Below are 13,238 nucleotides of genomic sequence, written 5' to 3' on the forward strand. Positions count from 1 at the left end.
AATGAGAAATCTCCGGCGTTTGCTGGTTGTGTGCCAGGATACGGCACGGTTGGTGCTTGAGCGCAAGCCAGTGGCGGATTCGCAGTATCGTCTTGCAACGTCATTTCGCCCGCATGTCAAGTCCCTTCAGGAAACACGTGCTCCCATCAACTCATCTCGGCGAATGGCGGCCGCCGAGAGGCGGCTCATATTGCAGATAAATAGAGGGGATCCGACCGACGAACCACCCCCTTAGGCTTGCCAGTTGGACCCACACGCAATTTGACTCCAGGTGATAAGCTAGCCCATGCCACGAGCGCAGTGCAGTCGCCGTGACCGCTAGCGACGTGGTCAAGAATGATGGATGACCTTTTGGCCCTATGCCTTTTGCCACGGGTTTTGTTTGCCATTGATGAGGGCAGCACGGAGACGGGATGGGCCTTGAGACGACGGTTGGTTCTCTATTCGGCGGGTTGAGGTCAAGCGTTTTCGAGCTTTCCGCTTTGCCGGCATCTGACGTCTTTCGCGGGGTCTTGCTTCTCTCCGGGATCGGCGCTCAGGCCCTACCCTCCATGGGGTCAGAGGAATGAGGTGGAACAATCTCTTATGCGTCCTGATCGCGGCGATGCGATCGGTACTGCTTGATCAGCGAACCCACCCTCATCCATCGTCCCGCGAAGGACATCTTTCCACCGGCAAGTGGAACTTTGTTATCTCCTTCTTGGCTTATTCTTGGCTTACGGACCAATCAGCCCGCAACTGGCATGATTTCCTTCCTGGTTCATCGGAACTGTGTACCGTCGCTCCAGATACGATGCATGATTACTGCTAGCCGCCTTGCCAGTGCGACAATCGCTTTTAGCCGGTCGCGCCGCTTGGCGACGTGGCGACGTTCATCGCCCAGACTTTCAACCATGACCATTTTTTCACGTTGTCAGCAGGGCCTGCGCGGCTTCATAGAGCAGCGTTCGCATTATGGTGTCGCCGCATAATGAGATCCGGCCGACCCGTCGGCTTTCACCCGACTCATTGAGCACCGGCGTCAACCCCAAGATCGGTCCGACCGCTTTCGAGTTGCGGAAGCGGGCCGGGATGTCGATCGTCGCGGTATAGGCCAGGGCCACAACTGGGCCCACCCCTGGAATCGTCATCAGCCGGCGGCAAACCTTGTCATCCCGGACGATCGCCTGAACCTTGCGATGAAGAGCGTCAAAGTGCTGGCGTAGCTTGCTGCGTGCGTCGAGTAGCGATTCGATGACCTCGGCCAGTTCGGGCATGCCTTCGATGAGTTCGCGGATGCGCGCCTCGAACTTGACGGCTTTGACCTTGCCGACCTTGAGCCCAAAATTGCGCAATAGCCAGCGGATATCGTTCTCAATGGCAATCGCCTTTTCCTGCAGCAACTTGCGCGCGGTTTAGCAGCGCCCGGCGCTTCTCACCTGTTCGGTTGCGGGGCGATTCGCGTCCTTCTCGCGCATGATGAACAGGCACGGCGTTGCAGTGTCCGCGAGGATATTGATCAAAAGCCCTAACGGCTCCTTAAGCGGCAATCGTGAAGGTTTTGTCGTCCTTCTTCGAGAGGTCGCTGGCGCGCCATGATCAGCTGTCCGCCGGGGGCCACTTGGGCCCAGCGACGGAGCGAGGCGACGCAGTCCGCGCGGCGGTGACGGGACTGCCGTCGTGCCAGCCCAGGCCGTCCCGCAGCTCGAACGTATAGGTCTTCTTGTCGTCGGAGACGGCCCAGTTCCCCACCATTTGCGGCTGCGACATGAACTTCGAATCGAACGAGAACAGTGTCTCGTAGATCGCCGCGCCGTGGTCGGCGGTGATGTTCGTCGCCGTCCAGATCGGATCGAACACACGCAGGTCACTCGACTTGACCTTGTGCAGCATCCGTGCGCCGGCTGACGCTGTCTGCGCCCGCAGGACCGAAGGGAACGATAGAGCCGTTCCGGCGGCCAAACCGCCTTGAGGATTTCGCGTCGAGAGATTGTCATGCTTCAAGTTCCCCTTTTTGTTTTTTGGGCAAAACGATCCGCGCCTATCTGCTTGATGGAGCATTCTTCTGCAATCAACCCCGTTGATCCCTGCTCGCCAACTCAAGAGATCATCAACTTGGAGGTTGGCTACCAGCGGGAAGTGCGAATTGCCTGCATCATCGGCGTCAGCCTAATTGGGAAACACAAAGCGCTCGGTAACGTTCGTGAGGGGACTCTGGCGATCACCGGGCTCTCCACGTACCTCCGGCGCATCCAGCACGCGATACATGTGCAGGGAGTCGATGAAGATCTTGAACTCGACGATCTTTCCGTCACGGAACTTGAACATGTAAACGTAACAGTTGTTGTAACGCTTTCCGTTGGTCAGGTTCGCGTTGCTCTCCCACTCGACCCAGACACGGTCGCCCTCGGCGACCATATCACCGATTGTTGTTGTCCACGGTCCAACTGTCTCCAGGATGGATGGGCTCAAAACATCCTTCTCGCGCTTTGTCATCCATCCAGAGCAGGGCATGTCTCCCGAAAGAAAAAAGCGGCAGTCTTCGTCCACGAATTCCCTCTCTCCGCTGAAGTACCTCAGCACGAGGGCCTTGTTCTCTGCTTCTGTCATCAAATTGTCTCCTTATGGTGGTGATTATGGTTAGGCTTACGTTCATCAACTGGAAGCCCTGAATCAGTGCCGCGCTCTTTGCCGCTACTGGTACGGCAATGAGCAAATTTGGATGCACCACCCAAGGCCCCAGCCTCGGCGCTCGCCATCTTAATGGGGCAATGCGGGTCTCGACCACGATCCCCGAGCCCGACAGGCTGCTAGGCAGGCGTATCCCATTGTAGCGAGTCGCATTGCGGCGAGCCGAAATCGTGGATACGAAAGTTACGTAACCGTAGTCGCGAGATCGCTGCCATCTCTTCGCCGGAAAGCTTGAAATCGAACAGGTCGATGTTTTCCGCCAGCCATTCCTTGCGCTCGGCGCGCGGAATGGCGACCACACCTTCCTGCTGCACTAGCCATCGGAGCACGATCTGCGCTGCGCTTTTGCCGTGCCGCTTGGCGGCGTCCCCGATCGCCGCCTCCTCGAACAAGGCACCGCCTCGGGCGAGCGGGCAATAGGCAACCATCGCCATGCCGGCCGCGCGGCAGGTGGCATGGACCTTGGTCTGATCGATATAGGGATGATATTCGACCTGGTTGGCCACAAGCGGGGCATCTGACAGGCGCACCGCCTCCGCAAGCATCCCAGTGGGGAAGTTTGACACGCCGATGTGCCGCGCCATGCCGGAATCGATAACTGCGTTCAGCGCCTTGATAGGCCCCGCCAGCGGAATGGCGGGATTCGGCCAGTGAATCAGCAGCAGGTCGACCGTTTCGAGCCCAAGGCGCGTCAAGCTCTTCTCGGCAGATCGCTCCAGCTCTCCCGGTGTAATATCGGCAGCCCGAACCTTGGTTGTGACGAAGACGTCGTCGCGCGGTATGCCGGAAAATCGCACTCCCTCGCCCACCGCGCTCTCGTTCTCATAGTAGGCTGCGGTATCGAGATGGCGGTAGCCGAGCGAGAGTGCATGCGCGACCAACTCCGAGCACACTTCGCCCTGGAGTGTCCACGTCCCAAGCCCGATTACCGGGATCGCCGCGCCGTTCACCATGACATTATGCATAAGACCCTCACTTCTTTGCCCCGTGCCGCGGCTTTCCCTATCAACAAAGGTGCACCGGAGCTTGGCGCCCTCTTCTTGAAGCTAATCAAGCAGCCCTGCAACGCGCGCCGAACCGAAATGAGCGGCTCAAGCTCGTTCCAATCTGTCTGGATCTAAAATGACGTCCCGTAAGCCATGCAGGAATTTGCTCGCTTCGACTCCATCGACCGCGCGATGGTCAACTGAAAGCGTGCAGGTCAGCATTGTTGCCACTTTCGTTTTGCCGATACGATCTGCAACCACTCGCGGCTCTGCCTTCCCTACTGCCAGAATGGCACACTGTGGCGCGTTTATGATGGCGTCGAACTGTTCGACCCCATAACCGCCAAGATTAGATATGCTGAACGAGCCGCCAGATATCTCACTAAGGTTCAGCGCGTTGCGACCTGCTCGCTCGGCGAAATTCTTTACTTCTGCCGATATTTCCACCACCGACTTGGCTTCGGCACCCCGGATCACTGGAGTCGCTAGACCGCCTTCCAGGGCGATCACTACCGAAATGTCAGCGCTGTGGAACCGGTGGATCGCAGTGTCCGTTATCTGGCAGTTTAGGGCGGGATTGTCGACCAAAGACGCTGCAACCGCCTTGATGAGACAATCATTAACCGAGGTCTTTTTTGTCGGATCCGTGTCGTTGATCGCTGCCCGCCAACGCAAAAGAGCATCAATTTCCAGGTTGGCGACAAGGCGGAAGTGAGGAATCGTCTGCTTTGCCTGCGTCATCCGGGCGGCTATGGCTTTCCGCAACGGCGTCAGTGGGATCTCGGTGAACGAGCGGCACATCAGGCTTCAATCGTTCCAATGACAGCGTTGATCTCGACGGTCTTGCCGACCGGTGCAACGATTGTCGCCAATCTACCGCTTGCCGGCGCTTCGATTTCTACAGTGGCTTTTGCTGTCTCAACTTCGACTACTATTTCGCCTTCACTGACCTCATCTCCGATACTTTTTAACCAGCGAACGATGGTTGCTTCCTCGATACCCATTCCGCTGGAGGGGAGGATAATATCGGTTGTCATCTTGATATCCATTGTGTCGGAGTCTTTGAGGTGTTAGAGTAGCCGCCGAACGGCGGCGACGATGTGATCCTTCGTCGGGTAGAAATCCTTCTCGAGAGACGGACTGAATGGAACGTGAATGTCCGGAGCGCTCAGGCGCAGGATCGGTCGCTTAAGCAGATCGAAAGCTTCTTCCGCCATCACCGCGACGATTTCACTTCCGACGTTACAGACGCGGTGCCCATTCTCAACGATTACAAGCCTTCCGGTCTTCGCGACCGAGGTTTTGAAGGCCTCATGGTCGAGCGGCTTCAACGTACGCGGGTCAATTACTTCAACCGAAATGCCTTCCTTGGCGAGCGCGTCGACAGCTTCCATCGTCGGCCGAATGGCGCCTGCGATAGCGATAAGGGTTACGTCTTTTCCCTCTCGCTTCACATCCGCTTTGCCAATCGGGATTACATGGTCCGGATCTGTGGGTACATCGCCCTTGAGCGGCCACAGGCGTTTCTCTTCGAAGACGAGCACAGGATCGCCGTCGCGAATGGCCGATTTCATAAGCCCCTTGATATCGGCTGCGCTGGTTGGACTGATGATCTTGAGGCCCGGCACATTCATGAAAAGCGGATAGGGCCGGTCGGCATGCTGCGCCGCCATGGACCCTGTCGAGAACATACAGCACCGAAACACAATCGGAATGTCGATCTGGCCTCCAGTCATATACCGCAATTTCGAGGCCTGATTAATGATCTGATCCGAGGCGAGATAGGCGAAGCTGGCAAATTCGAGGTCTACTATCGGTCGCAATCCGTTGATGGCAGCCCCGATTCCCATTCCAGTAAAACTGCCTTCTGAAATCGGCGTGTCCCAGATCCTGTTCCTGCCGAATCGCTCAATAAGTTTGTCGCCGCCATAGACCGAGATATCCTCTCCCATCAGGACGACGCGCTCATCACGATCCATTTCCTCCATCTGCGCCTGCATGAGCGCTTCGAGATAGGTCATCTGAATATGGGTGCCGGGCGTCGGGGCAAGTTTCTGCGCATCAGTTAGCATGTCGATCAATTCCTCTCCAGCCCAGCCGCGGAGCTATACTGGCCTGCAAGCGGCGAGTTGAACATGTAGTCAGGCAATGTCTCCGGCCGAGGCATGGGGCTGGCCAAAGCAAACTTTACTGCCTGCTTGACGGCTTCGGCGACCTCATCCTCGACTGCTCCCAGACTCTCTTCATTTATGCCTTCTTCGAGGAGTACAGTGCGATATAGCAAAATGGGATCGCGGTCGCGTTTGTGAGCTTCGACTTCTTCAACTGATCGATAAGGCTCCCCCGAAATCACCAATCCGAAACTGTGCTCATCGAACCTATAAGTATTGGCCACTATGAGGGTAGGTCCCTCGCCCGCCCGTGCTCGCCTGACAGCCTGTGCCGCAGCCTCATACACGGCGCACACGTCCTGCCCGTCAACTGTTACCCCTGGCATGCCGTAGCCCGCCGCCCGCAGAGCAATGTCCGGCTGCCCGTGGCTTTGCGCCAACGAGGTGGTGATTGCATAGCCGTTGTTCTCGCAAAGGTAGATGACCGGAAGCTTCCACAGCGATGCCATGTTGAGACTCTCATGGAAAGTGCCCTGGTTCACCGCGCCATCACCAAAGAAGCAAAGCGTAACCTGATCGACGCCCCGCACCCTGGCGCTGAACGCGCATCCTGTGGCAAGAGGAATGCCACCTCCGACGATGGCCGATTCGCTGATGATCCCGACCGAATTGTCTGCAAGGTGCATCGAACCGCCGCGCCCCTTGCAAATGCCGCCTTCCTTTCCCATCACCTCGGCCATGAGCGCGTCCAGATGGGCGCCCTTCCCAATCGGATGGCCGTGCGAACGATGCGTTCCGGTCATGGCGTCATCGTCCCGAAGGGCGAGACATGCCCCTACGATAGCGGCTTCCTGACCCATGCTCGCGTGGAAGGGACCAGGGATCTTGCCACCTTTGAACTGGCGCATACCCTCTTCTTCGAATCGACGGATGCGAAGCATCCGCCGATAAGCCTCTAATCTCTGATCACCGTTCAACTGCATGATCCAAACGTTGCTCCAATATCCAAGTAAAAGAAACGCAGCTCACCGCCTCACCCAATGTACGAACTGAACCGGCATAGGATCGTTCAGGCCCAGCTTTTCGCGGATGCCGGCGATCATCTCCGTCGTGGATCTAGGCCGCCATTAGGCCGTGGCCTTCTGCATATTCCAAAACGGATTCTGAGTCGGCATGCCGATGAGGCCCGTCAGGATCTTTCGGCGCGCGATTGGGCTGATGGCTTGACCTACCAAAACCTGAGGCACATATTCCCACCATATTCTCTGCATCTTGCGGGCGAGTGCCTTGCGCTCTTTGAGCGTTTCGACATCTGCCCATTTGAGTCGAAGGGCCTCATATTCGTCGTTCCGCGGCCAGCCGTACCAACCTTTTTCACCGTTCATCGGTAAGGTGATTGAGGTGACAGGCTCACCGGAGCTCGCCTCAGGTGCGCTAGATATGAAGATACTCCAGCCGCCGTTCTCAACGGGGTCCTTTTTCGCGCGGCGGGCTACAACCCCGCCCCAGTCGCTTGGCGCAAGCTCGGCATTGACCCCGATCTTCCGCAATGCGGCTGCGAGAAACTGAGAGGCATTGCTGCCCTCTGCCCAGTCCGTAGGCTGAAGGATGACGACTTTCTCGCCTGCATATCCCGCCTCCTTGAACAATTGCGTCGCCTTCTCGCGATCGCCACCCTTCTTGAACCATCCTGTATTTTCGTCATTGGATACTGACGTATCGTTTCCGAACATCGAAGTCACAGTATGGAGGTATTTGGGATTGCCATACGCGGCGCGCATCATTGCCTCCTGATCGACCAAGTGTAGCATCGCTTGGCGAGCCTTCACATTGTCGAACGGCTTTTGCAGACAGTTCATGCGCACGAACATGTCCTCACCCCACCTGTTCAGAACCTCGAGTTCCAAGTTTGGATCGCTCTCGATGAGAGGCAGAAGATCTCCCGGCGGTGACTCCAAGAAATCAACCTCACCTGCTTGAAGGGCGGCGACGGAAGTGTGCTGATCGGCGAATAGGCTCTCTTCCCAGATGACACGATCTACCTTGACGATCTTCCCGCCGGCCAATCCGTCGGCCGGCTCGTCGCGTGGAACATATCTTACATTGCGGTCGTAAGTGAAATTCGCACCTGGCTTCGCAAGAGCGTGATTGAACGTGAAGGGGCCGGATCCAATATTCGCGGTCACTTGCTCTGTTGGAGAGAGACTTGCGTCCTTCTCACGCATGACGAATGGGCCTAGGTAGCCTAGTACGTTAAGCACCACTCCCAACGGTTCCTTGAGTGTTATTATGAAGGTCCTGTCATCTTTTTTCGAGACATCCCTGGTCCGCGACATGAGTAGCTGTCCGCCGGGAGCCACTTGGCCCCAGCGACGTATCGAGGCTACACAGTCCGCCGCGGTGACGGAGGCGCCGTCGTGCCACCCCAGACCATCACGGAGCTCGAACGTATAGGTCTTCTTGTCGTCGGAAACGGCCCACTTTCCCACCATCTGCGGATGCGGCTCAAGGTTCGCGTCGACCGCGAACAGCGTATCGTAAATCGCCAAGGCATGGTCCCAGGTATAGCTGGCCGTTGTAACGACTGGGTCGAACACACTGAGGTCGCCTTTCACCATCCGGACCGTCCGGTTCGGGGTTGGTGACGTCTGCGCCCGGAGGACGGAAGGGATCGATAAAACCGCTCCTGCAGCGATACCCGTCTTGATGATTTGGCGTCGAGAGATTGTCATGGTTCAGTTCCCCTTTTTTGGTTTTGGCGCAAACGATCCTCCCCTATCTGCTTGATGGAGCGCTCTTCTGAAATTCGACGTTGTCGATCGGATCCTCGTCGGACGCCTGCCTAAACGTTGCCCCCGGCTGGGCGCGGAACATTGGCGAGACTCCCTGTCCTGTGGGGCTTCAGCACAGCTTAAGAGGCTGTTGCCCCTTACTGTTCTAGGAACGCTAGCGACGCGGGCGCGACAAAACAACCGAACAAAAAGTAATGTACCGCAGTGACTAAATGTTATCAGGCGATAGCGGCTCGATAGGCCCAGCTGATATCTCGTTGCGCCCGCCTGGTGTTGCCCTAACGTATTCGGCAGCCGAGGCCGGCGGGATCGGATTTAGGTCTGCGACCTGTGTGATCAGCCAATTGCGAAAGATCTGGACGTCCTCTCGCTCAATCGCAGTATCCGGAATCAGCAAATGACGTTTTCGGCCAGTGAGATAGAGGCCTTACCTGACCTTACCAAGGCGCCTTCATTGAGGTAATCGCTTAGTGCGTTGTGACCACGGCCGACGCTAGGCGCGGCAAATCGACCGTCCCGACAGCCGCTCCATTCTGGTCAACCACAACCAGGTCCTTGACGGCACCACGAGCCAGAATCTGATGGCATCTTCGACTGTGATGCCAGACGTCACCGTCGCTCCGTTGACCGCATGCCCCGGTGCGAGTCATCACCGCATCGACATGAATGACGCGCCCCGGTTCACTTCCTTGACGAGGTTGGCGATGTAGTCGTCTGCAGGACGTAGTACGATGTCCTGGCTTGTGCCCTGTTGGATGATCTCGCCGTCACTAAGGATCGCGATCTGATCGCCGAGTCTCAAGCCTCGTCGAGGTGGTGGGTAATGAACACGATTGTCTTCTTGATTTCCTTCGCCAAGATCATCCGCGGCGATCCGACGCCTGCCACCTCGCTCACCGCGTTTGCGAGCTTGACCTGCCATTGAACTTTCAATCCAGCGGTGATTAGAGCCTCGACCGTTTCTGCTGCTCTGATCCCTGAAAACTGGATCGTTCGAAAGTGGAGTTTTCCGCGGTAACATCCCTTGGCTGGGAGGAGCGGAAGACGATGAAGGCATCGAAGTTCTCGGACGCGCAGAAGGCGTTCATTCTGAAGCAGGGATCGGACGGAATCCCCGTCGCGGAGATCTGTCGTCGGGCGGGGATCAGCCAGGCGACGTACTTCAACTGGAGAAGAAATACGACGGACTGCTGCCGACCGAGATGAAGCGGCTGAAGCAGCTTGAGGACGAGAACGGCAAGCTCAGGAAGCTGGTGGCCGATCTCTCCTTAGACAAGGAGATTGCTGCAGGACGTCATTCGCCGAAAACTGTGAGGGCTGGTCGCAAACGCGAGCTGGTGGGGCAGACGTGTGATGAGTGGAACGTGTCGATCCGGCGGGCATGCCGGGTTCTGGAGTTCGACGCGTCGACCTATCACTACAAGTCCCGCCGCCGCGATCAGGCCGGCATCGAAGCTCGGATCAAGGACATCTGCGCCACACGGGTCCTCTACGGATACCGGCGCGTGCACGTGATGCTCACGCGCGAGGGCTGGGACATCAACATGAAGCGAAGAAGTTACAGGGACTTGGGCCTGCAGCTCAGGGACAAGACGCCGAAGCGGCGTGTGAAGGCGAAGCTGCGGGAAGGCCGGGAGGAAGCCGTCGGCCCGAGCGACGTCTGGGCGATGGACTTCGTCCACGATCAGCTCGCGACGGGCAAGAAGATCCGTGTGCTGACGGTCGTCGACACGTTCTCCCGCTATGTGCCTGTGCTCGACCCGCGGTTCAGCTATCGGGCGGAGGATGTGGTCAAGGCACTGGAACAGGTCTGTCCGAAGATCGGCTATCCGAAGACGATCCGCGTCGACCAAGGCTCCGCGTTCGTCTCCCGCGACCTCGACCTATGGCCTACGCGAAAGGCGTGACGCTCGAATTCAGCAGGCCGGGAAAGCCCACCGACAACGCCTACATCGAAGCTTTCAACGGCCGCTTCAGGGCGGAGTGCCTGAACGCCCATTGGTTCCTGACCCTTGCCGACGCCGCTGAAAAGTTAGAGGATTGGCGCAGATACTTAAATCCTGTTTCATAACACCCATCTGTCTATGTCGTTGAATTGAATAGGTTTTTCTGATCGGGATGCGATCCCGTGGGGTATTTTGGGTTTTGCCGCGCGCGATGAACGACGCGCTGAGCCGCCGGTTCGCCAAGCGTTGATCGGCTGAAGATCCACGGACCGTCCGGTAGAGGATGAATGCCTTCGATCTCACCCGCCTCGGCGGCGAGCCTGAGGGTCTTCGGTGCAACGCCGAGAAGGCGCGCCGCCTTGTTCAGGTTAAGCCATGGCTCTTTGCCGTCCGCCGCTGGCCGGAAGACAGGGATCTTGTGATGCGACCTGTGCGCGGTGACCCGTTCGCGTGTCCATCGATTGCCGTGGCCGGTCACCAGCCCATTGCGGTTGAGGATACCGGCAATCAGATCATCATTGGCGATGAGCACCAGTTGGCGGACGGCCGAGATGATATCGCCGGACGTGCTGTTGCGCTGTCCACGGCGCCGCTTCGGCAGGCGCAGTTCAGTATGGACGCCGCCAACCCAATGGATCAGGAGAACGATCTCTGACGCTTCGTCATCGATATCGGCGACCACCTCCCGGATGACGGTACGAACGATGCGCTTCTTGAGCCTTGCATCCGTCGTCGGCGCCGCCCACACAGCCTTGAGATCGGCGGCGAGTGCGGTGACGTGTATTGGCGACAGAAGTGACGGTCCGATGTCGAGGCATCATGCGCGGCAATCCTGCTCTCGATCTCGCCGACACGCGTAAGTGCCCGGTTCCATCGCAACTCCAGTTCCGCCGCGACCAGCCGGTTCTGCGGATCGATGGCGTCGTATTGCCGGAACGCCCGATCGGCGCTGTAGCGTGCCGCCTCGCGATCGCGCGTCAGAGCATCGCGGACCTGATCGCGGCGACTGGCCGCTTGCGCTTCGGCCTCGACGGCCGCGGCTATCGCTCCCGGCTCGACAACCCGCAGAAGAGCTTCCTCGATGACGTCGTCGACGCGTAGTCCACCGAAGGCGATGCAACGCGGCTCGCCATTGTCAAGCAGACCACGCCAGCAGGAATAGCGCGGAATGTTGTGCTTGGTTCCCGTGTAGCGGACCGTCAGCTTGCGGCCGCAGCGCCGGCAGCGGACAAGACCGGCGAGCAGAGCGTCGCCATGCTTGGGCGCCCCGTGATGCCGGCTCGTGGGCACGTTGTCGCTCACCATCTTACGGATCGCTTCCGCCCTTTCCCAGCCGACGTAGCCTTCGTGTGCACCCGGGATCAGCGCCAGCCATTCATCACGCGCCTTACGGCGGCTGCGCGAGCGAATGGCTGTTGCATCATATCCCGACGCAGCACGAGTCTTACCATAGGCATAGGCGCCGCCGTAGATCGGTTCTCGATCATTCGGTGGATGGTCGCATAGCTTGGCCTGCGCCAGACCACATCGCCGTTGTTGCGCTTGGCAGGCAAATCCAGCCCATGTTCAAGGAACCAGAGCAGGGCCTGGCGGGCACTGCCGAGTTCCGCCACCTTATCAAACACAAGGGTGATGGCCTCCTGCATGCGACGATCGGGATTCTTCTCCAACCGGTCGCCGACCTTCACAAAGCCGACCGGGGCAGCGACGACGAGTTCACCGCGCCGGGCCTTCTCATAGCGGGCCGACAGGGAGCGCTGACGCAGAAGATCGAGCTCGTACTCGTTGAGACTGCCCTTCAATCCCAGCAGCAGCCGGTCATTGCCCTGGCGCGGTGCGTAGACCGTCTCCTGGTCGATCAGCACGGTATCGACGACGCGGCACATCTCGATGAGCTGCTGCCAGTCGCGGCTGTTGCGGGCGAAGCGCGATACCTCCCGCGCCGCAACCGCCCCAACCTTGCCGAGACAGACTGCGGCGACCATCCGATCGAAGCCGGCTCGCGCGACACCGCCAGCAGCAGAGCGGCCGAGATCGTCATCGACCGTCTCGATGCAAGACCAGCCGAGTGCCACCAGGCGATCGCGCATCGCATACTGCAGGGCGCGGCTCTCACGATTGTGCAGAACCTGATGGGGCGAGGACTGACGCACATACAGGATCGCCTTGCGCTCCAGATGGTGGGGCCGGATCTTCTCATGCATCATGGCGTGCCTCCTCCCGTCGAACGGCGCGCTCGCCGTCGACGTGGTCGAGGATCAGGCGCACCATCAGCTTTGTCAGCGTCAGGCGCGTCTCTTCCGGCAGCGCCTGCCATGGTGGCATCTGCGCGGTCTCCGCATCGTGCGGGTTGGAGAACAGATCGAACTGGTATGTCGTGGGCTGGCGCGGCATGGACCTCTCCCCGATTCGCGTCGTGAGAACCCGATGCTGCGCCCGAATCCTCCAATTGCCATGGGGTGTGTGAATTGGCCGTCGCGTCCTGCAGCAGTGTCACCAAGGCGCCAAGCGTTCTGAGATCAACATGGGGGGCAGCGGCAATGCGCCACGCGGCGCAGACCGCGCGATCAAACATCCAAGCCGGAACCTCCAGCCACCGATCGGAGGCGTGGCCAGAGAGACTGCAGCGGAAAACCTCCGGTCAGCCTTCTCGATCACCTCATGAACGTGAACACAGCGCCCCGCCCAGGGATGCCATGGATAAAGAAGCTCGCGTTCCTCGGTCCCGTGGGC

11 protein-coding genes and 4 pseudogenes are annotated in these 13,238 nt (G+C 58.7%); 2 read left to right on the top strand and 13 right to left on the bottom strand.

The genetic code is table 11. From position 1 onward, the window contains the following. Positions 1-760 precede the first annotated feature (760 nt). The 10 genes and pseudogenes from IHQ72_RS34285 to IHQ72_RS37470 form a co-directional block, all read right to left on the bottom strand. Positions 761-1,422, bottom strand: a pseudogene (locus IHQ72_RS34285) (IS110 family RNA-guided transposase); the annotation flags it as partial. Next, positions 1,416-1,976 (bottom strand): annotated as a pseudogene (locus tag IHQ72_RS37320) (ABC transporter substrate-binding protein); the annotation flags it as partial. The pseudogenes IHQ72_RS34285 and IHQ72_RS37320, both read right to left, overlap by 7 nt. Before the next feature lie 172 nt (positions 1,977-2,148). Then, on the bottom strand, positions 2,149-2,589 hold the full coding sequence (locus IHQ72_RS34295; protein ID WP_258120207.1) for a nuclear transport factor 2 family protein: 441 nt from the start codon (positions 2,587-2,589) through the stop codon (positions 2,149-2,151). A 200-nt stretch (positions 2,590-2,789) separates the two neighbouring features. After that, the gene (locus tag IHQ72_RS34300) at positions 2,790-3,635 is read right to left on the bottom strand and encodes an aldo/keto reductase (protein ID WP_258120209.1); all 846 of its coding nucleotides are present in this window, start codon (positions 3,633-3,635) and stop codon (positions 2,790-2,792) included. A gap of 126 nt (positions 3,636-3,761) precedes the next feature. Continuing rightward, positions 3,762-4,457, bottom strand: a complete 696-nt coding sequence (locus IHQ72_RS34305) for a 2-oxo acid dehydrogenase subunit E2 (RefSeq protein WP_258120210.1) — start codon at positions 4,455-4,457, stop codon at positions 3,762-3,764. Next, positions 4,457-4,705: a biotin/lipoyl-containing protein gene (locus IHQ72_RS34310; protein ID WP_258120211.1), complete on the bottom strand. Its 249-nt coding sequence runs from the start codon at positions 4,703-4,705 to the stop codon at positions 4,457-4,459. The genes IHQ72_RS34305 and IHQ72_RS34310 overlap by 1 nt, the downstream gene beginning before the upstream one ends. Positions 4,706-4,726: 21 nt before the next feature. Continuing rightward, positions 4,727-5,728: an alpha-ketoacid dehydrogenase subunit beta gene (locus tag IHQ72_RS34315; protein ID WP_258124035.1), complete on the bottom strand. Its 1,002-nt coding sequence runs from the start codon at positions 5,726-5,728 to the stop codon at positions 4,727-4,729. A 5-nt stretch (positions 5,729-5,733) separates the two neighbouring features. Further along, positions 5,734-6,750: a thiamine pyrophosphate-dependent dehydrogenase E1 component subunit alpha gene (locus IHQ72_RS34320; RefSeq protein WP_258120212.1), complete on the bottom strand. Its 1,017-nt coding sequence runs from the start codon at positions 6,748-6,750 to the stop codon at positions 5,734-5,736. Between the two features lie 144 nt (positions 6,751-6,894). Further along, entirely contained in the window at positions 6,895-8,499 is a 1,605-nt protein-coding gene (locus tag IHQ72_RS34325; protein WP_258120214.1) for an ABC transporter substrate-binding protein, read from the bottom strand. Between the two features lie 527 nt (positions 8,500-9,026). Then, positions 9,027-9,417 (bottom strand): annotated as a pseudogene (locus IHQ72_RS37470) (proline/glycine betaine ABC transporter ATP-binding protein); the annotation flags it as partial. Between the two features lie 189 nt (positions 9,418-9,606). On the opposite strand from IHQ72_RS37470, the pseudogene IHQ72_RS34335 reads away from it, so the two are divergent. Next, positions 9,607-10,618: pseudogene (locus IHQ72_RS34335) on the top strand (IS3 family transposase); the annotation flags it as partial. 170 nt (positions 10,619-10,788) lie between these two features. After that, positions 10,789-11,160 carry a hypothetical protein gene (locus tag IHQ72_RS34340; RefSeq protein WP_258120216.1) on the top strand — a complete coding sequence of 124 codons (372 nt, stop codon included), beginning with the start codon at positions 10,789-10,791 and terminating at the stop codon, positions 11,158-11,160. On the opposite strand, the gene IHQ72_RS34345 is transcribed toward IHQ72_RS34340, so the two are convergent. From IHQ72_RS34345 to IHQ72_RS34355, 3 genes are read right to left on the bottom strand one after another with little or no spacing between them, the layout of a single operon-like run. Continuing rightward, the gene (locus IHQ72_RS34345) at positions 11,142-11,978 is read right to left on the bottom strand and encodes a recombinase zinc ribbon domain-containing protein (RefSeq protein ID WP_258124036.1); all 837 of its coding nucleotides are present in this window, start codon (positions 11,976-11,978) and stop codon (positions 11,142-11,144) included. The two genes, IHQ72_RS34340 and IHQ72_RS34345, sit on opposite strands and share 19 nt — an antisense overlap. Beyond that, the gene (locus tag IHQ72_RS34350; RefSeq protein ID WP_258120217.1) at positions 11,867-12,712 is read right to left on the bottom strand and encodes a recombinase family protein; all 846 of its coding nucleotides are present in this window, start codon (positions 12,710-12,712) and stop codon (positions 11,867-11,869) included. Before IHQ72_RS34350 ends, IHQ72_RS34345 begins: the two co-directional genes overlap by 112 nt. Next, positions 12,702-12,899, bottom strand: coding sequence for a hypothetical protein (locus IHQ72_RS34355; RefSeq protein ID WP_258120218.1), 198 nt, complete (start codon positions 12,897-12,899; stop codon positions 12,702-12,704). Before IHQ72_RS34355 ends, IHQ72_RS34350 begins: the two co-directional genes overlap by 11 nt. Between the last annotated feature and the right edge of the window lie 339 nt (positions 12,900-13,238).

The sequence above is a fragment of the Mesorhizobium onobrychidis genome (genome assembly GCF_024707545.1).
GTDB classification, from domain to species: domain Bacteria; phylum Pseudomonadota; class Alphaproteobacteria; order Rhizobiales; family Rhizobiaceae; genus Mesorhizobium; species Mesorhizobium onobrychidis.

Coding starts and splice junctions, on each gene's coding strand:
- IHQ72_RS34295 (WP_258120207.1), bottom strand. CDS start 2,589: ATGACAGAAGCAGAGAACAAGGCCCTCGTGCTGAGGTACTTCAGCGGA.
- IHQ72_RS34300 (WP_258120209.1), bottom strand. CDS start 3,635: ATGCATAATGTCATGGTGAACGGCGCGGCGATCCCGGTAATCGGGCTT.
- IHQ72_RS34305 (WP_258120210.1), bottom strand. CDS start 4,457: ATGTGCCGCTCGTTCACCGAGATCCCACTGACGCCGTTGCGGAAAGCC.
- IHQ72_RS34310 (WP_258120211.1), bottom strand. CDS start 4,705: ATGGATATCAAGATGACAACCGATATTATCCTCCCCTCCAGCGGAATG.
- IHQ72_RS34315 (WP_258124035.1), bottom strand. CDS start 5,728: ATGCTAACTGATGCGCAGAAACTTGCCCCGACGCCCGGCACCCATATT.
- IHQ72_RS34320 (WP_258120212.1), bottom strand. CDS start 6,750: ATGCAGTTGAACGGTGATCAGAGATTAGAGGCTTATCGGCGGATGCTT.
- IHQ72_RS34325 (WP_258120214.1), bottom strand. CDS start 8,499: ATGACAATCTCTCGACGCCAAATCATCAAGACGGGTATCGCTGCAGGA.
- IHQ72_RS34340 (WP_258120216.1), top strand. CDS start 10,789: ATGAATGCCTTCGATCTCACCCGCCTCGGCGGCGAGCCTGAGGGTCTT.
- IHQ72_RS34350 (WP_258120217.1), bottom strand. CDS start 12,712: ATGATGCATGAGAAGATCCGGCCCCACCATCTGGAGCGCAAGGCGATC.
- IHQ72_RS34355 (WP_258120218.1), bottom strand. CDS start 12,899: ATGCCGCGCCAGCCCACGACATACCAGTTCGATCTGTTCTCCAACCCG.